The following is a 24,230-nucleotide window of genomic DNA, read 5'->3' as shown; positions in this document are numbered from 1 at the left end:
CATAATTTATGGACCCGTAAAAAGGGAAACCGCATGATCTCTATTGATTTTATAGGACTAGGCACCGATAGAGTTGACTGCTTTACGTCCAATCAGCGCAATGGAGATATTCTACAATGGAATATACAACATTAAGTAACAACCTAGAGATGCCGATGGCAGGCTTTGGTGTTTTCCAGGTAACCGACAAAGAAGAATGCAAACAGTCAGTGCTCAGTGCTATCCGTGCTGGCTATCGCCTTATTGATACTGCAGCAGTCTATGGTAACGAAGATGCCGTGGGTGACGCCGTGCGCGAAGCCATAGAAGAAGGGATTTGCACGCGCGAAGATCTATTCATCACGTCAAAATTGTGGGTCCAGGACATGGCCAACTACGATACGGCTAAAGCGGGTATCGAGGCGTCACTTAAAAAATCTGGTTTGGAGTATTTCGATTTATATTTGCTACATCAGGCAATGAGAGACTATTTTAGTGCCTGGCGTGCAATGGAAGATGCCTATGAAGAAGGCAAACTAAAAGCGATTGGTGTATCTAACTTCTATGCTCACGTATTGGCTAACTTCTGTGAAACGGTGAAAATTAAGCCGATGGTGAATCAAATTGAGTTGCACCCATACCATGCTCAGCCAGCTGCACTAGAAACAATGAAGTACTACGGCGTTCAGCCAGAAGCGTGGGCTCCACTAGGCGGTGGTCGTCACAAACCTTTTGAAGACGACATGCTGAAAGGTATTGCAGAAGCTCATGGTAAAACGATCGCTCAGGTTATTTTACGTTGGAACTTACAACGTGGCGTTACTGTGATTCCAAAATCCGTCAAGCAAGCACGCATTGAAGAAAACTTCGACATTTGGGGTTTCACTCTTTCTGATGAAGAGATGGAGAAAATAAATAGTCTGGATTTAGGCTACGTTGGTGAAGCAGTTAAACACTTTAACCCTGACTTTGTCCGTGGCTGTCTGAGTGTAAAAATTCACGACTAACGACAGATGTTGCTTATTGTTCTACTTTAAGCAACTGGCGCAAATTGGATTACGCCAAATAAAAAGACACACACCTATTATCGGTGTGTGTCTAAGAAAGCTTTCGATTTACTTTCAATATATTACGATCTCATTGACTCAAATATTTTGAGCAAGAATCAAATAAGCTGAGTGAACGCTATCAAGCGTCCTCAACGAGGCAGCTGTTGAATTCCCCAGAGAACAACACTTTCAATATCTGGTAACAAAATGCCTTTTTGCTCTACACAGAACAACAGTTTAGAGAACTGATCGCGCTGAGTACTATCAACCGATTGTAGCCACTCATCAATAGTGGTCTTTACACTATCGACATCAGAATTAGGACACTCTATACCAAGCTCACTAAGATCAGTAATAAAGTCATCCATATCTACAAGATCTACGTGCATCATAACTAAATTCTCCTACCAAATAAGGGGCTTCCTTTCCCCCTAACAAGCCTACAATAGACGATTCCAAAAGGGGCTGTGATCACTTTCTGTTTCACACAGCCCAAAATGCTAGCTGCGTCGCAATTAAGCTCTGCGATAAAGGTGGCTCTCCGAAAGCAACCCTTTGTACAAACTCCAGCACATTAGTACCAACACCAGTGTGAATGGCAGACCCGTGGTAATTGCTCCCGCTTGTAATGCAGTCAGGGCTTCAGAACCACCGCCAAGCAACAATGCAACAGCAATCAGACCTTCGACTATCGCCCAAAACACACGCTGACCAACTGGCACATCCTCTTTACCGCCAGCCGTGATGCTATCAATAACCAGTGAGCCAGAATCTGAAGAGGTTACAAAGAAGACTAGCACAAGTAAGATGCCAACCACGGATAGCAGTGTTGAGAGAGGTAAATTTTCAAACATCTGGAACATCGCCAAAGATACGTCACTAATACCATTCGCTAGCTCACCAACCCCTGTAGTCGTTTGCTCCAGAGCAGTTCCTCCCATCACACTTAGCCACACCATGGTGACCAAAGTTGGGATAAGCAACACGGCAGTAACGAATTCACGAACGGTACGTCCTTTTGAAACGCGTGCGATAAACATACCCACGAATGGTGACCAAGATACCCACCAAGCCCAGTAAAACACTGTCCAGCCATGGAACCAATCGCTGTCTTCACGCCCAATCCAGTTTGAAAGTGGCACGAAGTTTTCAATGTAGCCCAGTGTGATATCACCAAAAGTATTAAAAATAGCCAACGTCGGACCAATCACAACAAGAAGTGCAACTAAACCTGCCGCAATGAGCATGTTGATGTTACTTAATATCTTCACACCGCCATCAAGTCCGCGTGCTACGGAGATCACGGCAATACCAGTGACCACTACAACGAATGTAATTTGAGTTGAAATACCACTTGAGACACCAAATAGATGGCTAAGGCCAGAAGCCGCCTGTTGTGCACCTAAGCCCAATGAGGTTGCTAAGCCGAAAATGGTTGCCAGAACAGCAAGAATATCGATGACGTTACCAATAGGTCCCCAACAACGCTCACCCAAAATAGGGAAGAATGCAGAACGAATAGTAAGTGGTAAGCCTTTATTATGAGCAAAGAATGCCAGCGCTAAACCAACTACAGCGTAGATAGCCCAAGGATGAAGTCCCCAATGGTAAGCAGTGGCACTTAACGCCATTCTTTTGGCTTCTTCAGTATTTGGAGCCACGTTAAGGGGAGTTCCGTACCAGTCTGTGTAATAAGCGACAGGTTCCGCGACACTCCAGAACATCAAGCCAATCCCCATCCCAGCAGCGAACAGCATGCTAAACCAGGATATTGTTGAGTAATCCGGTCTTGCATCTACCCCGCCTAAGCGAATTCTGCCAAGTGGCGTGATTAGTAACAACACGCAGAAACCGACGAACAAGTTACACCCTACCATAAAGAACCAATCAAAATTATTAATTGACCAGCTTCGCGCAAATGTTAGCGCTTCTTTAGAGGCAGTAGGAAACAGCAAAGTTAATATGATGAACAATAAAATTAAACTAGCGCTGATACCAAAAACGGGGTTATGAATATCCATGCCAAAGATTTTGACATTGTCCTGTCCCGCGCAATAATCCGTTTCATACTTAATACTATGAACGGATTTATATTTTCTTCGACTACTTACTATGCTTTTCATGCGATCCCTCTTTAATGATTAACATATGTTGAACCCTCTTCAGTAATTCCTTTCCCTGAGTCGTTCTTAGTCATGGGTTATGCACGTATGGATCCGACCATTTTCCATTAATGATCGGAACCATGAACGTGAATATATTCGTCTCATGAACTACATCTAGTTCGATAAGTTGAATCCCTAACAAATGAAATTTCTAATTATTTACTTACAACCCCTTCTTCAAGCAGCAAATCAAATACTGCCTGAGCCATCTCACTGACAGGCTGGTCTTTAAGGACTCTACCGCCAGATGATTCTGCTTTTGCTGTCGCAGCTTTAAAACGGTCGGCTGCACTTTTGGCTTTGACGACTTTCAAACGCTTAGCTTTCGGCTTCGCGATACTGGTTTCCCAAGTAAGTCGTTCTTTATCCAGTTGTTTACCTGCGACCTCTTCCGTGACAATGTCACATTTTCTGGCACGACCAAATGCACTTTGTCGCGGCTCTTGTGCAGCAAAATCGACGCTTGCAACAAATGGAAGCGAAACGTTTAGCGCTCTGCGTTGCCCTCTAGGTAAGGCTTGCAACACGCGGGCAGTCCCATTTTCCACAGACAAGATTTCAGCAATCCCCATAACAATTGGACAATCCAACGCCTGAGCTAAAAAGAATGGTAGCGTGCCAGAAGATTCCCCATTTTCCGCGCGCATACCCGTCAGCACGATGTCTGGCATGTCATCACGAAAATAAGATGACAAGGTGTTAATGGCATCGTCTTGCTCGTCTTGTGCCAGAACGCGAATTTGAGAAAGCCCCATCCCGCTGTAGTAACCTAATGCAGGATCTTCAGGATTGCCGGCGTGCAGCACCTCGATTTCGCAATCACCCAAATTCATTGCCAATTCAACTGCACGAGCATCGGTAGCTGAGCGGCGCGCACGCCCGGTATCAGGATGCGCGCCAATGGAAACTAAAGTACTGACACGTAGTGTGTCGATTTGATTATGCGGCATCCTTTAGCTCCTTTGATTGATTGTGTTGAATAAGAGAAATCAATTCCCTTAAAAACTCGTTGCTATCAGCAATCACGCTCAAATCAGCACGTTTAACCATGTCACAACCCGCATCTGTATTTACTGCAATGACTTTTTCACACGCGCCAATACCTTGCAGATGCTGAACTGCACCCGAGATGCCAACGGCTACATAGACTCGAGCCGTAACCCAGCTACCAGTTGCACCAACCTGACGGTGACGAGGCATAAAGCCATCATCCACCGCTACGCGGCTCGCACCTTCAGTTGCACCCAGAATATTGGCCGCTTCATGGAATTGATCCCAGTCATGAATACCGTTGCCCGCAGACAGAATGAACTCTGCCTCGGTAAGTGGGATTGCCTGAGGATCAACCGCCACAGAGCCAAGATCTTCAATGCGAGACTCAATATTGAATTCGCCTTCAAAGGCCACTGGCAACACTTCGTGTCTGGTTTCATCAATAGGCAATGCACATTCTTGAGCCATTAACAGCACTCGAGGAGTCACACGCTTGATGTCATGTCGACCGCCTGATGCCCGGCATACCGCCTGCTCACTGTCGACTTGCCACACTTGCGTTGCAGGACGTTCATTAATAACGGCACACAGACGAGCACCAAGCTCAAAGCCACCTTGAATACTATCCGGGAATAGCCAATGCTTTGGCTTGTATTGCGCTTCGATGCTCGCAAGAACCTCAACGCGTTGCTCCGGACTATAGTAATCAAACACTTCGTCTGGGATAGCGAGTAAACGGTCTACACCAGCAAGATCAAACTGCTCTTCTTTATGTGTTCCGAAGACAACAGCCATCACCGCACCTTCGCCATCAGACTGTTTAACCAGCTGATGTGCTTGTCCCAGAACATCTTTATCATGGCTGCTCAAACGACCGCCAGGCATATCCGGAACCACCACAATGTAAAAGTCAGGAGACTCAACTTTATGAAGTGGTAGTTCAACCTCTGTCTGGCTGCCTTTGCGTGCAGAGGTCATCGACGTCGCCGCATTATTGTTTAAGCGGTCGATGCGCTTAATACCGTTAGGTCCAATAAAGCCGACACGATGTGGATAACGCCTAGTTAAGCCGCTTGGTCCAATTTCTTCAACTGGCTGTACCGTCAAGCTATCGTGCAGTGGGTGTAGCCGATTGCGTCTAATCCACTCAACACGAGGGTCACGGCGTAAAATAAATTCTCCCATGCTCTTCTCCTACACACCGACGGTTTCAGACTCTGGTGTCCATATGTCCACCTGGTCATCGTTAATCTCAACCAACATGTCAGCCACAAGCTCTGCAATGTCTTTCACTTCTGGTCTTGGCTCAACCACACCTTCAAGCATTGCAGTACATTGCTGGCAACCAACTGCCACTAAATCAGCACCCGTTTCACGAATATCATCCATTCGCATGTCTGCAATTCGGCGCTCGCCTGGGATATCAGTAATTGGTGCAGCGCCACCACCACCACAACAACGCGAACGGAAGCCTGAACGTTCCATTTCAGCGATTTCAACACCGAGGTGTTTTAGCACCGAACGTGGGGCTTCATATTCACCGTTGTAACGACCTAAGTAACAAGGGTCATGGTAGGTAACTTTTCCGACTGACAATGGTTTAAGACCGATTAACCCCTTTTCAACCAATTGGTTAATGAAGGTTGTATGGTGCCAAACCTGGTAGTTTGGTTTTTCATTCTCAGGGTAGAAGTCCGGGTATTCGTTCTTCAAACAGTGGAATGCGTGAGGGTCTGTTGTGACGATGCAATCAAAGTCGTACTTCATCAACGTTTGAATGTTACGTTTTGCAAGGCGTTGGTAAGTGACATCATCACCTAGTCGACGGGCAACATCACCACAGTCCAGTTCTTCATCGCCCAAGATAGCAACATCAATCTTGGCTGCTTTGAGAATTTGCACCATCGACTTAAGAATGCGTTGGCTACGCATATCAAACGCACCATCAGATACCCAAAACAGAACATCTGCACGTTTCACTTCAGACATCAGTTTCAGATTTTGGTCTGCAGCCCAGTTAGAACGTTTGTTTGGATTGTGGCCATTCGGGTTGTCTGTGAAAATTATATTTTCCAGTACTTCCGCACCTTTATTAGGTGTTTCACCTTTTTCAAGCGTTAAGAAGCGGCGCATATCGACAATCGCATCTACGTGCTCGATCATCATCGGACACTCTTCTACACAAGCTCGGCAGGTGGTACATGACCACAGTGTTTCTGCGTTTAGAACACCGCCAACGATTGGTTTGTGCGGGTCGCCTTTTGCACATCCGGTTTCTTTACCAGGATATGGGCTACCAGCGTATTTTTTATCTGTTCCGCCAGCAAGACCCACAACCATGTCTTGGATTAGCTTCTTAGGGTTCAGTGGCTGCCCCGCTGCGAATGCCGGACACACTGCTTCACAACGACCACACTGCACACAAGCGTCAAAACCTAACAGTTGGTTCCATTTAAAATCGCTAGGGTTTTCTACGCCCAATTTTTGCGCGTTAAGATCCAACGCCTTCAGGCCAGTCGAACGACCACCACCAAAGCGCTCAGGACGACGGTGAAATGCTAAGTGCAAAGCACCTGCAAACGCGTGTTTCATTGGCCCGCCCCAGCCCATACCGAGGAACATCTCGCCGACGCCCCATACGATAGCAGCAAGGAGAACAACCGCAGCAACCACGTTGAACACATCACCAACTAACTGAGTTGCAGGTAGAGTCACAAGGAAAAAGCTCACCGAAAACATGATCAGGCTTTTCGGTAGTCTCATCCAAGGACCTTTAGACAGGCGAGATGGTGGGTTTAGTCGACGTTTTGCTACAAACAACGCACCGCAAAACATGAGACCGAGTGAACCAAGCAGTACCCAAGACAGGATCTGCGGCTCTAAGTTAAATACATGCACCGCGAAAATGAGTACAACAGATAGAACGAAACCACCTGCCGTCGCGACGTGAGTGTTAGACATCACTTTGTCACGCGCCACCACGTGGTGTAAATCCACGAGGTAACGGCGAGGCATGGCTGCTAACCCTGCAAAAAAGGCAACACTTTCGGCTTGCCCTCTCCGCCACATCATAATGCGGCGGAGCATCCCTATAACAGCCAGGGCTCCGGCTGTTATAAGTAAGATAGGAAGTAGTGACTCTAGGAACATAAGCCCCCCTTACAGATCTTTACATAGACGAAGTGCGTCGTAGATTGCTGCGTGAGTATTACGTTGAGATACGCAATCACCCAAACGCCACAGGATCATGCCGTCATTTGCTTGTGACAAGACAGGTTGCGCCTGAGAAGCAAACAAGGTTTCAACGTCGATTTGCCCCTTGTTCACTGACTCTTCTTTCAACTCGTAGTAAAGCGCTTCATTTGGACGAACGCCGTTTTCTACTACAATCTGATCCACAACGCGCTCTTCTTTAGCACCCGTGTATTCGTTTTCCAGCACAGCGATTAGGTTATCACCTTCACGGTAAACCTTATGTAGTGCCAGATCGGAAGTCATAATCACTTCCTTCTCGTACAGACTGCGGTAGTAAGTTGGGAATGTCGTACCACCGATACCAACGCCAGGTTTGATATCATCAGTAACAAGTTCAACTTGCGAGCCTTTAGAAGTTAGGTAGTCTGCCGCCGACATACCAGAGAATTCACAGATAGTGTCGTAAACAAGAACGTTCTTACCTGGCTCAACCGTGCCGTTAAGAATATCCCAAGAAGACACAACCAGTCCTTCTGCCGCACCCCAGTCTGGGTTCTGTTCAATGAACGGAGTACCACCAGTGGCAAGGATACAAACATCAGGTTTCAGTTCACGAATCATATCTGCGTTAGCAGCGGTGTTCAGAATAACTTCAACACCAAGACGGTCCAGTTCCATCGCCAGCCAACGAGTAATACCCGCCATCTGATCACGTTGAGGGGCTTTCGCTGCGATAGTAAGTTGTCCGCCAAGTTCACCCGCTTTTTCAACCAGCGTCACCTTATGGCCACGTTCAGCAGCAACGCGTGCCGCTTCCAAGCCACCAGGGCCACCACCAATAACCACAACTTTACGTACAGGCCCGGTTGTTTTTTCAATGATATGAGGCATACCCATGTGCTCGCGAGACGTCGCCGCGTTTTGGATACACAATACATCTAAGCCCATGTACTGACGGTCGATACAGTAGTTCGCACCAACACATTGACGAATTTGATCGGTTTGACCCAGTTTAATTTTGGTGATCAAATGTGGATCAGCAATATGCGCACGAGTCATACCAACAAAGTCCACATAACCCGCTTCAAGAATACGTTTAGCCTGGTTTGGATCTTTGATGTTCTGCGCGTGGATAACTGGTACAGAAACCACTTCTTTGATGCCTGCAGCCAAGTGCAGGAACGGCTCTGGCGGGTAGCTCATGTTAGGGATAACGTTTGCCAGAGTGTTGTGTGTATCACAGCCAGAACCAACTACGCCGAAGTAATCGACCATCTTAGTTGAATCGTAGTAAGCCGCGATTTCTTTCATATCGTCATGGTTCAAACCATCTGGGTGAAACTCATCGCCAGTAATACGCATACCGACAACAAAATCAGGACCAACCGCTTCACGTACCGCTTTTAGTACTTCCATACCAAAGCGCATGCGGTTTTCAAAGGTTCCGCCCCACTTATCTGTACGTTTGTTAACACGTGGAGACCAGAATTGGTCAATCATGTGCTGGTGAACCGCAGACAGTTCAACACCGTCTAAGCCACCTTCTTTCGCGCGAACGGCTGCTTTTGCAAAGTCGCCAATGATGCGCCAGATTTCTTCTTCCTCAATGGTCTTACACGTTGCGCGGTGTACCGGCTCACGTACGCCAGACGGAGACATAAGGTTTGGCCAATGCTCACCGTCCCAACGGGAACGACGTCCCATGTGAGTGATCTGAATCATGATCTTGCCGCCATGCTTGTGCACAGCATCGGCCAGATTTTGGAAATGTGGAATGATGCGGTCTGTAGATAGGTTAACCGAGCTCCACCAGCTTTGTGGGCTGTCAATTGAAACCACACTTGAACCGCCACAGATACACAGACCACAGCCACCTTTGGCCTTTTCTTCGTAGTATTTTACGTAGCGATCAGTCGTCATACCGCCGTCTGTAGCATAAACTTCTGCGTGTGCAGTACTAACAACACGGTTACGAATTGTCGTTTTATTAATTTTTAATGGTTGGAATAGAATATCGAACTGAGACATGATTTACCCCTGTACCGGCCTCACTTGGTAATAAGTGAGGCGGTCTTCCTTGACTGACTTACAAATGGATAGAATTTGGTGTTTTAATCGATTGGTGTTACTTCAAAAACGCCGTAATCGCACCCTTCCTCTGCACCACTCTGTGTTTGTACTGCTTTGGTTTTTACTGATAGTCCAAGACTTGCAGCGATTTGGTCGATCGCACCAGCGAACCAGCCAGTAAACATGTAATCGACTTTACGGTTAACTTTGCCGTATTGGTAAACGAAGCATGAATTTTCCAGACGTACACGGGCTTCACCTTTCGCAATATCTAGATGCTCAGTGACGAAGAAACCCCATCCACGTTGTGATAAACGTTTCATGTAATGTTCAAAAACGGCGTCGCCAGAAAGACCATGTTCCTCAGCTTCCTTTTCACACCAGTAGTAAGCGGACTTGTAGCCAGCTTTGTACAGAATGTCTGCATAACGCTCCGCGCCGATCTCTTCTTCAATACCCATGTGGTTATTTACAAAGAAGTGACGTGGAACGTACAACATAGGTAAGGCATCCGTTGTCCATACCCCTGTTTCGTCATCAACCAAGATTGGCATTTCAGGTGCGTGTGTACTCATATCGTATTCTTCCTTTTATACAAATTAACTAACTCGTTATATCGTTATATTTTTATGTAAACCGCTGTTACTCGCCCCAAACTTCGCCTAGTACACGAAGCCAGTTTTCACCCATGATTTTGCGAACTTGAGTTTCAGTAAAACCATGTCGTAACAGCGCGTCTGTCAAATTAGGGAACTCACCCAAAGTGCGGATGCCTTCAGGGTTAATGATTTCACCGAAGTTGGTTAGGCGGCGTGCATAACCTTTATCGTGCGTCAGCCACTCGAAGAACGGCTGACCATGACCTTGTGTGAAGTCTGTACCGATACCGATCTGGTCTTCACCCACCAGGTTGAAGATGTAAGCGATCGCTTCAACGTAGTCTTCAATCGTTGAATGAATGCCGTTTTTAAGAAATGGGGCGAACATAGTCACGCCAACGAAACCGCCGTGGTCAGCGATAAACTTCAGATCTTCATCTGATTTATTACGTGGGTGGTCTTTTAAACCACTTGGCAGACAGTGCGAGTAACAAACCGGTTTTTCAGAAGCAAGAATCACTTCTTTAGATGTTTTTGCGCCCACGTGCGACAAATCACACATGATGCCCACTTTATTCATTTCAGCGACAATCTCGTGACCGAAACCAGACAAACCACCATCACGCTCATAACAACCAGTACCGACCAGGTTTTGCGTGTTGTAGCACATCTGTACAACGCCAACACCTAGGTCCTTGAACACTTGTACGTAACCAAGCTGATCTTCAAAAGCATGGGCGTTTTGGAAGCCCATCATGATGCCGGTTTTACCCTGCTGCTTAGCTTTGCGAATGTCGTCAGTTGTGCGAACTTTAATAACCAAATCATTGTTTTCTTCAAGCAGGTTATTCATTTCAACGATATTGTTTACCGTATTCTGAAAACCTTCCCAAACAGAAACTGTACAGTTTGCAGCAGTAATGCCACCTTTGCGCATGTCTTCAAACAGTGCTCGGTCCCACTTCGCGATCACCAGGCCATCAATCACTATTGAATCTTCATGCAAGTCCGTTGCGTTCATTTTTAAACCCTATTATTCCCTTTCCTCGTTAGTCTCCAGAATAGGTATTACGCTGGATTAAAAGTGTTCTAAAAACGGCATCTGAAATCCCTTTTGCGCAACTCTAAGCGACAAATTGAAAACAAAAAAAACGCCATCCTTTGGGGATGGCGTTCTTTATTCGAACTTTACCGGTTAGATTGAGACGGAACCATACGTTGGCTCATGTTTAGCCTCATATAAGACTTTAGATGAGCGTATTGGTGTGGTGTTAAACTGCATTAAATCAACGATAGTATCAGTTTCCAACGCTGGCGGAGTAACAGCCACAGCGGCTGAATGTGTTCCCAATCGTTCCGCTTTCGGAGAAATGCCAATATAAACACGGTAACACTTGCTAAAATGTGGTGATGAAACAAAACCACACGCAGTCGCGATTTCGATGATTGACATCGAGGTTTGTCTTAACAACTGTCTTGCACGGTTCAATCTAAGCTTCAGGTAGTATTTTGATGGTGAGCATTGCAAATATTTCTGGAATAGACGCTCTAACTGACGACGCGATAAACCGACGTACATCGCCAATTCATCAAGTTCTATGGTCTCTTCTATATTCGCTTCCATTAAAATAATAGCTTCAACCAACTTAGGCTGAGCGGTACCAACCGTATGTTTAAGAGGGATACGTTGTGTATCATTTTCACCGCGTATATTGTCACAGATAAACATTTCGGAAATGCTTGAGCCAAGCTCACGACCATAATCTTTCTGGATCATGGTGATCATCATATCCAATGGCACGGTTCCACCACTACATGTCATACGATCTCGGTCGATAACAAATAAGTGATTGAGACAATTGACTCGAGGGTGACGCTCTTGCAGCGTCGCAAGACATTCCCAATGAACACTGCACTGATAGCCATCCAGAAGACCAGCTTCTGCCAGTACATAACTCCCCGTACACACACCACCGAGTACAACATGCTTACGAGCTAAAGACTGTAACCAAGTTATTTGCTTGCGCGTGAAGCTACGTGTGATATTCACACCACCCACTACGATCAGAGTGTCTAGCTGAGGCGCATCCGCCATTGAACAATCTGGCTTGATAGTAATACCATCGCTGGATTCAACGTCGTCACCATCTTCTGAGATCACATACCAATCATACAGTTCCTTTCCTGTCAGTTGGTTAGCCATGCGCATCGGATCAACGGCTGATGAAAACGCAAGCATAGTAAAATTATCCAACAGCAAAAAACCAATACGGTTTACTTCCTTGTTCGACGAGTAATCGAACTTATTTATTGAGACTGACATAGCGCACTCCAATGTAAAGGAGATTTATTATTAATCGGTAGAACTAGCTATTTTTTATATTGGCTTAGTACACCGCATTGAGCACCTTTGTCTAAGCAACAACTATGCCTATGTATTTATATAAGGCGAATATTTTTGCAACATCAAGTTTCAAACTACATGAGCCAAGATATCTGTTTGAATATATTGTCTATTTTTTTTAGTAACCCGATTACAGATTTTGTATCAGTTGCACCCTTTCGATGCTTCTAACCAACTTACTGCAACCACATGCACCAAAAAGATGCGCTATTAAACAAATACTCAAATTTCTTGACCAAATAAAAACCATACAATTTAAAGGCTTAGAGCAATTATTCGGTTTCATTTAAAACAATGATATAAATGGAAAAAGTAAGAAGTCCATTAATACATTTGGATGGTAAACTACTTGTTTTAAACGTTACACAAACGTAACAATACAGTTAATAAAGCGGCAGTTCAGTGAAATTGAACACAAAAATAGTCATCATGAAGAAAAAATTTGTTGCGCTGTGGGATAAATAACTATTCTGCGCACAAACAAAGAAGCCAACATCTGTGGTCAACTGATGTTGGCTTCTTTAGGGGGTGTTTGTTGGCTAATTACCTCAATTTTGTCGCAAGTTTGACGCTATCAAGGTTAGCTTTAAAATCTGGCTTATTCAGACTAGACTGATACCTTACTTACGCTAGGTACTCTTTAAAGAAGCCTTCCATTTTATCGAATGGAATGACATCCATTTGATCATAAAGATCAGTATGGGTCGCATTAGGAATGATCATCAGTTCCTTCGGCTCTGCTGCTGCCTCATAAGCGGTTTCACTGAAATAACGTGAGTGCGCTTTTTCACCATGGATAAACAGAACCGGACGTGGCGAAATTTCTGCAATGTAAGTCAAGATAGGCATGTTCATAAACGACAATGGTGTCGTGATCGTCCATGACGCATTTGAGTTAATTGCTCTTGGGTGGAAACCGCGTTGCGGATCCTTATAGTAAGCCGCATATTCAACAACAAATTGTGGTTCACCACCCTGCAGCTCAAGTGAAACAGGGCCGTAAGCAGGCTTACCACTTTCTGCATCTTTCCAACGTTGTTGTCCCAATTGCTCTAGGCCCTGCGTACGTTGTTCAAGAGTAACACTGTCGTTGTAGCCTTTTGACATGACACGGGTCATATCGTACATGGTACTTGCAACAACCGCTTTAACACGTTTGTCGATTGCTACAGCATTCAAGGCCATACCGCCCCAGCCACAAATACCGATAACGCCGATACGTTCGCGATCAACATTTTCTTGCAAACCGATAAAGTCAACTGCAGCACTGAAGTCTTCAGTATTAATATCCGGAGAAGCAACATTACGTGGCTCACCACCACTTTCACCAGTGTATGAAGGGTCAAATGCCAGGGTAATGAATCCACGCTCTGCCATCGTTTGTGCATACAGACCAGATGACTGCTCTTTTACTGCACCAAAAGGACCGCTAAGAACGATTGCCGCGAGTTTGCCAGAACTGTTTTTTGGCTGATACAGGTCTGCAGCAAGCGTAATGCCGTAACGGTTGGTAAAAGTCACCTTTTTATGATCAACTTTGTCGCTTTTCGCGAAAGTCTTATCCCAGCTACTACCTAACTCTAATTTTGAACTTGCCATGGCCTGACCTCCTGTAAGTGCACCAACGCCTAAGGCAACCACGCCTGCACCAGTCATTTTCATTGCATTTCTACGGCTAGCGTTAGGCAAATCTTGACTAGCGATTGTGTCGTTATTATCGTGCTTGTTCATTCTAGTTTCTCCTGATAAACCTGCTAACCTTGTTAGCTCAGTATCGATGTATGCTTTCAGTAGCCATCCTCAGACTGAGTCAACTCGTCTAGCTTGAGAACGGGTTTCGCTATAGAAAGGCTGACTCTCTTTGCGAATCTATTGATATCCATAATGTAACAAGTCACAAAATTACGTTATCCGGATAATACTTAATCTTTGCACAATCCTCCAAGTTGATAGCCAACGTGAACTAAATTCTGTTGTCCGTCACTTATCAATTAGCAATGAATTTGAAGAAAAATTAAAACAAATTACTGATATATAAGCATAATAATAATAAAAACCACGACATTAAGCATATGTGTGCTTATTGGTAACTCTGAATTTATCGATTGCCTGATTTTGCTCTCGCACCAGAGTTTATGCAGTTAAGAAAACAAAAAGCCTAGTCAATTGGAGACTAGGCTTCTACATAAACTAATTGAGCTGGGGAATTAGGATTTACAACGCTTTCTTATACAGTTCAATTACTTGTTCTTTTGTCATTGCACATGGATTGCCACCTGCGCAAGGATCCGCCAAAGCGTCATCTACCCAAGTCAGAATATCCTGCTCAGTAACGCCGAGTTCACCAAAACCAGCAGGAATGCCAACTCGACGGTTCAGTGCATGAAGCGCTTCAATGGCAGCCAAGCTCGCTTGCTCGGCAGTCATGTCTGACGTATCAACACCCAATACTTCAGCAACCTTCGCAAACTTTTCAACACGGTGTGGACGGTTAAACTCACTCACAATTGGCAACAAGATTGCGTTACATACACCGTGAGGCAGATCTTTATGAGCGCCCGCAGGGTGAGCCATCGCATGGACCATACCCAGACCCGCACTGTTGAAAGAGAGCCCAGCAATAAACTGACCATAAGCCATCATTTCACGCGCATTGATATCAGTACCATCATCCACCGCTGCAGGTAAGTTTTCAGCAATAGTTTGTATCGCTTCAAGTGAAATGTAATCAGTTAACTTGTGAGCACCAACAGAAACGTATGACTCCAGTGCGTGAGTCAATGCATCAATACCGGTCGCCGCGGTTGTTGCTTTAGGAATGCCCAGCATAACACTTGCGTCATTGACTGAGATTTCTGGAATGATTTTATCAGAGATAATGACGTGTTTTACATGCGTCGCAGTATCAGTAATAACCGCATTACTTGTTACCTCAGCTGCAGTACCAGCTGTTGTGTTAATAGCATAAAGCGGTGAGCCTAGTCGTTCGACTTTCTCAACACCATTGTAAGCCGCGATTGGACCTGGGTTAGCCGACAAAATTTTGATCGCCTTTGCAGTATCTATCGAGCTACCACCGCCAAAACCAATAATGTATTTAGCGCCAGACGTTAGATACATGTCATAAGCATTGTTCACAGTATCCGTATCAGGGTTAGGTCGTACATCTTTGAACAAAGTAAGCTGCAACGGACTCGCCAGTAGTTTTTCTGCAAACCCTAATTCAACAAGCATTGGATCACAGATCAGTAATCCGCTCTCAGAACCATGTTCATTCGCTAAACGTTCGACCAAGGCTTCGATAGCACCGACACCAGAATAGTTGATTTTAGGAAACGCCAGTTTAAATACGCTCATCGTGTTTATCCTTATAAGTTAAATTTTTTAAGGAGCCCATGTTTACTGTGGACTCCTTTCCAGGTTCTTGGCCAGACGCCTTGTGTATCAAGCGCAACCAGTTATCAGTACTGGGCAGTTCGATGGGACGAAAGCGCTAAGAACCTTTGTTAGATTCGTTGTGCAAATAAGGAAGAAGAAGATTGAGCTAGCAGTTGCGTATCATAGGAACACGTGACTTCTGCCTGACCAATAGAGAAGAGGTTATCCATGCCGCCCTCATTCTCGTTAGTCTAGTCTGAGCCAAACCATCTATCCGACTTACCCTTTTGCTTTATAGGGTTATTAAAGCGCTTTTATACACAAAATAACTTTGCTTTTTAGCCTGCTAAGCCGCGTACGAGGGAATTTTGTTAAGGTTGGATAGCCTAAGTTCACAAATTGAACCACGAGCTAATTGCACTTCAATAGTGCGAATTAAAACAGAAAGGTTGATAAGCGATTATAGAAGTGAACCCTGATAGCGAGTTGTCAACGATTACTTTTTAGATATGAGTAAGCCGAACCCATTTTAAGAATTCGACTTACTTTAAAAATATTAATTTATAGAAATACTTAGTGATTGCCGGATGTAAGTACCTGAGCCCAGTAGCCCAGGATCTGAATGCGTGATTAAGAACACAGGAATGGATTGAAGATATTCTTTAAAACGGCCTTTATCTTCAAATGCCACCCGGAATCCAGACTTGATAAACAGATCTTGAACTTTAGGGACAATGCCACCAGCAATATACACACCACCAAAGGAGCCATTGGTCAGAGCCAAATTGCCTCCAAAACGCCCCATCAATATGCAGAACAGATACAGCGCTCGTTCACAATCCTTACATTCTGCTTTGAGCGCTTTCTCAGTAATCATTGCCGGCGTATAGTCTTCTGGTACAGCACCACGGTGTGAAACAACGAAGTCGTATATGTTTCGAATACCTTGCCCAGACAGACAACGTTCCGCAGATACACGGCCGAATTTGTTGCGTAGGTAAACGATCAAATCATCTTCTTCTGGAGTGCAAGCCGCCAAGTCAACATGTCCACCCTCTCCTGGTACACTATGCCACAAGTTTCCACCATGAATTAACTGAGCAACACCGAGGCCTGTGCCCGCGCCGTATACGGCAATAGGCTTATTCGCTATTGGTTCACCGCCACCGATCTGAACTCTGTCTTCAGGTTTTAAGCTCGGGATTGCAAAAGAGACCGCAGTAAAGTCGTTAATGACTTCCAGAACCTGCAAATTCAGTTGTGTTTTCAGCGCCTGAATGGAGAACTCCCAATGATGGTTAGTCATTGAGACCCAATCCCCTGTGATTGGACAAGCGATTGCAATACAAGCCGATGAAATTTGATATTCATGGCGAGCAAGATACTGACGCATCACCACATCCAAAGTTTCATACTCTGCGGCAGGGTAAGTCACAATATCGCTTATCGCCCCTGTTGCTAACTCACAAAGTGCTAATCGAGCGTTGGTACCCCCGATGTCTCCCACCAAAGCATACTGTTCCGACATTACTTCTCCTTAATTAATCGCAAACTCAAATATTGGTAAAAGACGCATCTAAAACCAATTAATGTAATAAATGAAACGTTACATTTCATATCATAAATAGTCAACGCTCAACGATGCTAATCGTGAGCGTTACAACGAAATAATGCTTTTAAGGCAAGTAAAGAATAGCAGAGGCTTTAAGATAGGTTATGCGGAATGCCTAACTATCAGAGAATGATGAATGATTTTAGATGTCGCGGTATTACCGTCAATACGTTGAGTTAACATCTTCATCGCCGCCTGCCCCATGTCAAATGTAGGCTGCTGAATCGTCGTTAATGACGGTTCAAACATATCCGAGATAGGGATATCATCAAAACCAACGACAGCCACATCTTGAGGCACCGCCTTACCCATCCGAAATAGTGCTTTCATGACACCAATAGCCAACATGTCTGAGACAGCAAAGATAGCCGTTGGTGGTGAAGGTAGCGTCAGCAGACGTCTTGCAGCTAACTCGCCCAGAGGGTAATCAACGCCTCCCATCGATTGAATATAGCCCTCTTCGATGGTGAGTCCCGAAGACTCCATAGCACTGATAAAACCTTCACGACGCTGTTGAGCATAGATATAATTTTCGTCAGAATTAACTAACGCAATACGCTCATGTCCTTTAGATACCAGGTATAAAACCGCATCTTGGGCCGCCTGCTTGTGGTCAATACTCACGTAAGCAACCTGGGAATCAGGAACATACTCAGAGCAAGCAACCCAAGGCAACTGAACAATACGCTCAGGTAACTCTAACTGCGCGGTCATTGGATCCAAACTAATAACACCAGCGACTTGCTTCTGCTCCAGCATGTCCAAATACTTAAGCTCTTCCCAACTATCACCTTGCGTATTTGTCAAAATAACAGAGAAGTTGTGTTCACGCGCAGCGGATTCAATACCACTAACAATGCCGCTATAAAACGGGTTTTCAATACTAGGAACCAGCACCATCACAAGCTTTGTGCCATTTAGTTTCATCACCGGATTACTTTCCGGTAGCTGGTACCCTAAAGCTTCAATTGCCTGTTTAACCTTTTCACGGGTGTGTGGACGAATAGACTGGCTATCATTGAGTACTCTCGAAACCGTTGCTGTTGATACCCCAGCAAATTTAGCCACATCAGCGACAGATGGACGCATAGATCTTCATACCTATAAAAAACTGCATGAAACAAATGTAACACGTATTGCATTTCCGCTCTATCTTTTCGAGTGAATAACCTAACGTGATCCAACTCTCAAAGTGCTTTTAGTTTGTGATTCAAGACATAAAAACAAGCAGAGAATTCCAGAATTATTTAGCCAAGAAACCGTTTTGATATAGTTTATGTAATGAAATGTAATGTTACACGGAAAAACAAAACGGAGCGTAGAATGAGTAAATCAAGTATTAATGCAGTAATTGTAGGGACAGGAATGATTGCCCATGTGCATTTCCGATCTCTAAAAACTGCAGGAGTGAATGTACTTGGATTAGTAGACGCCAACCCAGAGCAAGCTCGAGCAGTCGCAGAAAAATGGGGAGTGATGGTATTTGACGACCTAGATCATGCGTTACAAAGTGACCAAGTAGACGTACTGCACATCTGCACTCCAAACCGTTTTCATCACCCAATGGCTAAACAAGCACTTGAGGCAGGAAAACATGTTATTTGTGAAAAGCCACTTGCCACTAATTTAGAAGACGCAATCGAGCTTCAAAAACTGGCGAAAGAAAAAGACTTGGTTACAGGTGTGCCATTCGTTTACCGCTACCATCCGATGGTACGCGAAGCAAAGGCTCGCATTGAAAGTGGTGAAATTGGCCTGTTGCACCTGATTCACGGTAGCTACCTGCAAGATTGGCTGCTAGAACAAACAGATAACAACTGGCGCGTTGACCCAAAACAGGGTGGTGCTTCACGTGCGTTTGCCGACATCGGCAGCCACTGGTGTGACTTAATTGAGTGGGTTACCGGTGAACGCTTTACCGATTTAACCAGTCTTTTCCATACAGCCCAAAAAGAGCGTTCAACAAACGCAACTGAGACATTCAGCGAGCGTACTGAAACCGCAACATCAAGTGAGAGTTCTGCAGTGACCACTGAAGACATCGCGAACTTGCTGTTAATTACTGATAAAAGCACACCGGCAACACTGACCGTAAGCCAAGTATCTGCGGGTCGTAAAAACCGTCTTTGGTTTGAAATCGATGGCAGCAACGCCAGCCTTGAATTTGATCAGGAAACACCAGAGCAACTATGGATTGGTCGACGTGACTCGCGCACTTTACTGGTTCGCGATCCAACTCAAGGCAGTGCAGAACAAAAACGTTTGTCACTGACGCCAGCTGGTCATGCACAAGGTTACAGTCACTGTTTCGATGCTTTCATCAATGACTTTTACGACACCTTACTTGGTCAAAAACGAGAAGGTTTACCAACGTTTGATGACGGTCTTCGAGCAGCCAAACTGATTGATGCAGCCCTCACTTCAGCTAAAGAAAAGCGTTGGGTGACTATCGACTAAAAGCAACACCAATTTGTGAAACACCCCTACACTAATAAATGGATAATATTATGAAATACGAAAATTTTATTCTGCCTCGCTTGCGCGCCATGATGTTTTTGCAATTCTTCATCTGGGGTGCGTGGTACACGTCTATCGCAGTCTATATGTCTCAGGTAGGCATGAGCGATCTGACTCACTGGCCATATACGGTTAACCCGCTTGCTGCGGTTATTGCACCATTCTTTATCGGTCTGATTGCTGATAAATATTTCGCCACGCAAAAAGTGTTAGGAACCCTACACCTTTTAGGCGCAGCATTTCTATTCGCCGCCCCACATACCATTGAAAACCCAACGCTATTTATAGTGATACTGCTGGCTTATAACTTGGCTTACATGCCGACATTAGGCCTGTCTAATTCGCTGGCGTTCCGCAACATCGAAGATCAGGAAAAACAATTCCCGACAATTCGTGTGTTCGGTACGATTGGTTGGATCGTTGCAGGTTTGTTCATCAGCTTCGGATTGAGCGGTATGTTAGGCGTAGCCGCAGAACAAACAGCAATGCCACTTTACACAGCAGCAACAGCAAGTGTGATTCTTGGTATCTTTAGCTTCATGCTACCTGACACACAACCAGCTGCAAAAGGGACGAAAACGTCATTCAGTGAAATTGCTGGTATCAATGTGTTCAAAGAACTAGCAAGCCCTGCATTCTTTGTGTTCATGCTTGCTTCGTTTTTAATCTGTATCCCACTCGCTGCCTACTACAACTTTACTCAGCTTTTCCTAAGCTCTATGGATATGGCTAACATCGCCGGTATTCAGACACTTGGTCAGGTTTCTGAACTTGGGTTTATGCTACTGATGCCAATGTTCTTCCGTCGTCTTGGCGTGAAATGGATGCTGGTTGTAGGTATGGGTGCTTGGGTTCTTCGCTATGCACTATTCGCGATCAGCGCACCAGATTCAGTCGTTTGGATGATCATGGCAGGTATCGCGCTACACGGCGTATGTTACGACTTCTTCTTTGTAACCGGCCAAATCTACATTGATAAACAATGTAACGATAGCAACCGCGGCCAGGCGCAAGGTCTACTTGTTTTGGTGACTTACGGTGTTGGTATGTTGGTTGGCGCGCAAATTGCCGGCATGGTTTACAACGAGTTCTTACAAGGTGCGACTCAGCTAACACCTGATAACTGGGCAAGCTTCTGGTGGATTCCAGCAATGTTCGCGGCTGGCGTAGCACTGCTATTCATCCTGTTCTTCAAAGAGAAGCGCTCTGCTTCAACGCAAACTGCAAACGCCTAATTTAAATTTTAAGGTAATTGATTATGCAACAAATTAAAGGTCCTGCTATTTTCCTCGCGCAGTTCATTTCTGACCAGGCACCATTCAACACACTTGAAGGGCTGGCAAAATGGGCTGCAGACAAGGGCTATAAGGCGCTGCAAATGCCAACGCTGAATCCTGAGATATTCGATCTGGAAAAAGCGGCAACAGATAAAGACTACTGTAAACAAATTGAACTGACTCTTGCTGAATTTGGTCTGCAAATCAGTGAACTTTCTACTCACATTCAAGGTCAGCTTCTGGCAGTTCATCCTGCCTATGAGCCCTTGATGGACCAGTTTGCTCCAGAAGCGGTGCGTGGCGATGCTACGGCTCGCTCTGAGTGGGCAACGCAGCAACTGATGTTGGCAGCTCAAGCTTCTGCCAACCTTGCTCTGACCGCGCATGCAACGTTCTCTGGTTCGCTTCTTTGGCCATACGTCTACCCATGGCCACAGCGTCCACAAGGTCTGGTTGAAGAAGGATTTGCGGAGCTAGCCGCGCGCTGGCTTCCAATTCTGGATGCATTCGACGCGGCAGGTGTCGATGTCTGTTATGAGCTCCACCCGGGTGAAGATCTGTTCGATGGTACCAGTTTCGAACGTTTCCTGGAGAGCGTTAACTACCATCCGCGCGCCAACATTCTGTACGACCCAAGCCATATGCTACTGCAAGGCATGGACTACTTAGGCTTCATCGATCGTTACCATGATCGTATCAAAGCCTTCCACGTAAAAGACGCCGAGTTCCGCGCGAGTGCTTCGCAAGGCGTTTATGGTGGCTACGCAAGCTGGGTTGATCGTGCAGGGCGATTCCGCTCACTGGGCGATGGTCAGATCGACTTCGTGCAAATTTTCAGCAAGCTGACCCAATATGGATTTTCCGGCTGGGCTGTACTGGAGTGGGAATGCTGCCTCAAAGACTCAGAACAAGGCGCAGCTGAGGGTGCCCCATTTATCCAAAAACACTTAATAAATCGTACCGAAAAAGCGTTTGATGATTTTGCTTCAGGTACACAAGAACAAAATCTAAACCGTAGCCTAATGGGCTTAGACAAGGAAGACTGAATCAATGAAACTGAAAAACTGGGTTAAGACTGGGGCACTTACGTTAGGTTTACTGTCCTCCTCACTGGTTATGGCAAACGTCAATAAGAGCGACATTGCACTCCAAATGTACACCTTAAGAGATGTTGGTACGCTGGAAGAGCAATTTGCTATGGCACAGCGAACTGGATTTCATGCCGTCGAACTGGTTGGCACTCAAGGTGTAGACAGCTTTGAGCTTAATCGTTTGCTGGAATTGCACCAGCTAGACGCGATGGGCGCTCACGTACAGTTAGCTGATTTACGTAACGATCTTAATACCGTTATCAGCTTTAACCAGTCTATCGACAATCAGGTGATCATCATGCCATGGCTTGCAGCGGAGGATCGCCCTACTTCCGCACAAGGCTGGAAGGAGCTTGGTCAAGAGCTTGACGCAATCGGTAAAACTCTGCGAGAAAACGGTATGCAACTGGCTTACCACAACCACGATTTCGAAATGAAAAAGTACGACGGTAAGCTTGCACTCGAGTGGATGTTGGAAGGCAGTAACGCGGACAACCTAAAACTGGAACTCGACGCAGCTTGGGTTTCTCGTGGCGGTCAAGACCCTGCTAAACTGATCAAGAAATGGAAAAAGCGTATTTTCAGCGTTCATGCTAAAGACAACTCCGGAATAGGAACGCATGATAACGAGCGCAATTTTACGGTTATTGGCGATGGCATCATGGCGTGGGATGAAGTACTGCCAGCGGCACAGAAAGCAAACGTTCAATGGTATGTTGTTGAACACGACATGCCTGCAGATGCAGAAGCTATCATCAGCAAAGCGAATCAGTATCTGATTGAGCATTTAGATCAAGGTCATTAATCTTCCGACCCTCTTAAAAGCGGCGCGAATATTCGCGCCGCTTTTATTACTTAGAGTGTGTACCGCTAGAGCGAATTGCTAAGGCGAGCCAGAACCGAGACTACCGCTTAATGACGCCAATGATTGGAGAAATAGTCGGCTTAAATGATAACAATCAGACTTTTTCTCAGTGGTGGAGACAGTAATACCAGTCTCATTAAGTCAATACCTTATATTTCGGGGGGATCTTCCAATCACAATAAGCCTCCGGTCAAATACTCGAGGACCTATTGAGATTAATTTGCCTACAACACGCTACATAGAAGCCTGAAACTGATCCCAAGCCTTGGTGATTTCATCTCCATTTGGTTTGTATTGAACACCATTCAACTCATACCCGGAACTCAAAGCATTAATCACATAGAACACGGCTTGCGTTGAGGGTTGACCAGACGGTTTGACAAATTTCGTCACACGCGTTGTTACAGGCTCAGTGTTACAACTGATCTCTTGTAGTACACTATTTGGTGATTCACCGCCTATCGTGATCTTTATCGTTTGACCCTGATGCTCTTTGCATCGCTCTGTAAAACGCTCTGAAGTACCCGATTCAACAACCTCTACCGTTTTATCTTTACGGATAATAAATCGTTGAGATGCCCCTATTTCAGGGAGTTCAAAGTCATACATCAAAACACCTGAAATATCATCGACAAGTGCCCCTTGGAATTCAGCGGATTGTGGTTTGGCAGCATTTACGGCATGGACTGTCAGAGTAGTAAGAACCGCAACAAATAACGCTAATTTACGCATGTTTTTTCCTTTCATAGATTGATAAAAGTACACGATAAAGCAGGAAGACAAGAGCCTTATCTGGTCATGGTGACTACCGTTAAATACTAGAGTTATTCATTGCTAAAATGGTCTAATTAAAATTAATAATAATGAAATTCAATTAAAACAGAGTGTTATATATTCAGCCACCCTCACGTGCCGCTGACGGAACTTGATAAACTTCCTTGCTGTTGATCACCACATGCTATGTATTGCCGTCATAGTCTGCAGTCGGAAAAGAGAAGTGGCGTTATCGGATGTCGCTTTACTGTCAACACACGCA

19 protein-coding genes are annotated in these 24,230 nt (G+C 45.2%); 5 read left to right on the top strand and 14 right to left on the bottom strand.

Features of this window, described 5'->3' with window-relative positions; all coding sequences use genetic code 11:
• Positions 1-116 precede the first annotated feature (116 nt).
• A complete protein-coding gene (locus ACWYU8_RS10430; RefSeq protein ID WP_457519499.1) occupies positions 117-986 on the top strand; it encodes an aldo/keto reductase in 870 nt (289 codons plus the stop codon).
• A 191-nt stretch (positions 987-1,177) separates the two neighbouring features.
• Here ACWYU8_RS10430 and ACWYU8_RS10425 read toward each other — a convergent pair whose 3' ends face one another.
• From ACWYU8_RS10425 to ACWYU8_RS10365, 13 genes are all read right to left on the bottom strand, one after another.
• Positions 1,178-1,420: a hypothetical protein gene (locus tag ACWYU8_RS10425; protein WP_457519498.1), complete on the bottom strand. Its 243-nt coding sequence runs from the start codon at positions 1,418-1,420 to the stop codon at positions 1,178-1,180.
• 123 nt (positions 1,421-1,543) lie between these two features.
• Positions 1,544-3,151: a BCCT family transporter gene (locus ACWYU8_RS10420; RefSeq protein WP_457519497.1), complete on the bottom strand. Its 1,608-nt coding sequence runs from the start codon at positions 3,149-3,151 to the stop codon at positions 1,544-1,546.
• A gap of 197 nt (positions 3,152-3,348) precedes the next feature.
• Positions 3,349-4,143: an electron transfer flavoprotein subunit beta gene (gene etfB / locus ACWYU8_RS10415; RefSeq protein WP_457519496.1), complete on the bottom strand. Its 795-nt coding sequence runs from the start codon at positions 4,141-4,143 to the stop codon at positions 3,349-3,351.
• Positions 4,133-5,371 (bottom strand): electron transfer flavoprotein subunit alpha, encoded by a 1,239-nt coding sequence (etfA, locus tag ACWYU8_RS10410; protein ID WP_457519495.1) that lies wholly within the window; start codon positions 5,369-5,371, stop codon positions 4,133-4,135. Before etfA ends, etfB begins: the two co-directional genes overlap by 11 nt.
• A 9-nt stretch (positions 5,372-5,380) precedes the next feature.
• Entirely contained in the window at positions 5,381-7,336 is a 1,956-nt protein-coding gene (locus ACWYU8_RS10405) for a (Fe-S)-binding protein (RefSeq protein WP_457519494.1), read from the bottom strand.
• Between the two features lie 9 nt (positions 7,337-7,345).
• Positions 7,346-9,409 carry a dimethylglycine demethylation protein DgcA gene (gene dgcA / locus ACWYU8_RS10400; RefSeq protein WP_457519493.1) on the bottom strand — a complete coding sequence of 688 codons (2,064 nt, stop codon included), beginning with the start codon at positions 9,407-9,409 and terminating at the stop codon, positions 7,346-7,348.
• An 83-nt stretch (positions 9,410-9,492) separates the two neighbouring features.
• Positions 9,493-10,026, bottom strand: a complete 534-nt coding sequence (locus ACWYU8_RS10395; protein ID WP_457519492.1) for a DUF5943 domain-containing protein — start codon at positions 10,024-10,026, stop codon at positions 9,493-9,495.
• Positions 10,027-10,093: 67 nt separating this feature from the next.
• Positions 10,094-11,071, bottom strand: a complete 978-nt coding sequence (locus tag ACWYU8_RS10390) for a dipeptidase (RefSeq protein WP_457519491.1) — start codon at positions 11,069-11,071, stop codon at positions 10,094-10,096.
• A 174-nt stretch (positions 11,072-11,245) separates the two neighbouring features.
• Entirely contained in the window at positions 11,246-12,373 is a 1,128-nt protein-coding gene (gene gbdR, locus ACWYU8_RS10385) for a choline metabolism transcriptional regulator GbdR (RefSeq protein WP_457519490.1), read from the bottom strand.
• A gap of 705 nt (positions 12,374-13,078) precedes the next feature.
• Positions 13,079-14,185 carry a CocE/NonD family hydrolase gene (locus ACWYU8_RS10380; RefSeq protein WP_457519489.1) on the bottom strand — a complete coding sequence of 369 codons (1,107 nt, stop codon included), beginning with the start codon at positions 14,183-14,185 and terminating at the stop codon, positions 13,079-13,081.
• Positions 14,186-14,668: 483 nt separating this feature from the next.
• Positions 14,669-15,811 carry an iron-containing alcohol dehydrogenase gene (locus ACWYU8_RS10375; RefSeq protein WP_457519488.1) on the bottom strand — a complete coding sequence of 381 codons (1,143 nt, stop codon included), beginning with the start codon at positions 15,809-15,811 and terminating at the stop codon, positions 14,669-14,671.
• A 577-nt stretch (positions 15,812-16,388) separates the two neighbouring features.
• Entirely contained in the window at positions 16,389-17,360 is a 972-nt protein-coding gene (locus tag ACWYU8_RS10370) for a glucokinase (protein ID WP_457519487.1), read from the bottom strand.
• 186 nt (positions 17,361-17,546) lie between these two features.
• The gene (locus ACWYU8_RS10365; protein WP_457519486.1) at positions 17,547-18,533 is read right to left on the bottom strand and encodes a LacI family DNA-binding transcriptional regulator; all 987 of its coding nucleotides are present in this window, start codon (positions 18,531-18,533) and stop codon (positions 17,547-17,549) included.
• 234 nt (positions 18,534-18,767) lie between these two features.
• Between ACWYU8_RS10365 and ACWYU8_RS10360 the strand changes: the two genes are divergently transcribed.
• From ACWYU8_RS10360 to ACWYU8_RS10345, 4 genes are read left to right on the top strand one after another with little or no spacing between them, the layout of a single operon-like run.
• On the top strand, positions 18,768-19,901 hold the full coding sequence (locus tag ACWYU8_RS10360; protein WP_457519485.1) for a Gfo/Idh/MocA family protein: 1,134 nt from the start codon (positions 18,768-18,770) through the stop codon (positions 19,899-19,901).
• 50 nt (positions 19,902-19,951) lie between these two features.
• Entirely contained in the window at positions 19,952-21,196 is a 1,245-nt protein-coding gene (locus ACWYU8_RS10355) for an MFS transporter (RefSeq protein WP_457519484.1), read from the top strand.
• Between the two features lie 23 nt (positions 21,197-21,219).
• Positions 21,220-22,284 carry a sugar phosphate isomerase/epimerase family protein gene (locus ACWYU8_RS10350; RefSeq protein ID WP_457519483.1) on the top strand — a complete coding sequence of 355 codons (1,065 nt, stop codon included), beginning with the start codon at positions 21,220-21,222 and terminating at the stop codon, positions 22,282-22,284.
• 4 nt (positions 22,285-22,288) lie between these two features.
• On the top strand, positions 22,289-23,134 hold the full coding sequence (locus ACWYU8_RS10345; protein WP_457519482.1) for a sugar phosphate isomerase/epimerase family protein: 846 nt from the start codon (positions 22,289-22,291) through the stop codon (positions 23,132-23,134).
• A 294-nt stretch (positions 23,135-23,428) separates the two neighbouring features.
• On the opposite strand, the gene ACWYU8_RS10340 is transcribed toward ACWYU8_RS10345, so the two are convergent.
• Complete coding sequence (locus tag ACWYU8_RS10340) at positions 23,429-23,926, bottom strand: hypothetical protein (RefSeq protein WP_457519481.1); 498 nt, start codon at positions 23,924-23,926, stop codon at positions 23,429-23,431.
• Positions 23,927-24,230: the final 304 nt, after the last annotated feature.

The organism is Vibrio limimangrovi, assembly GCF_054064025.1.
This window is presented reverse-complemented; position numbering and strand designations above follow the sequence as displayed.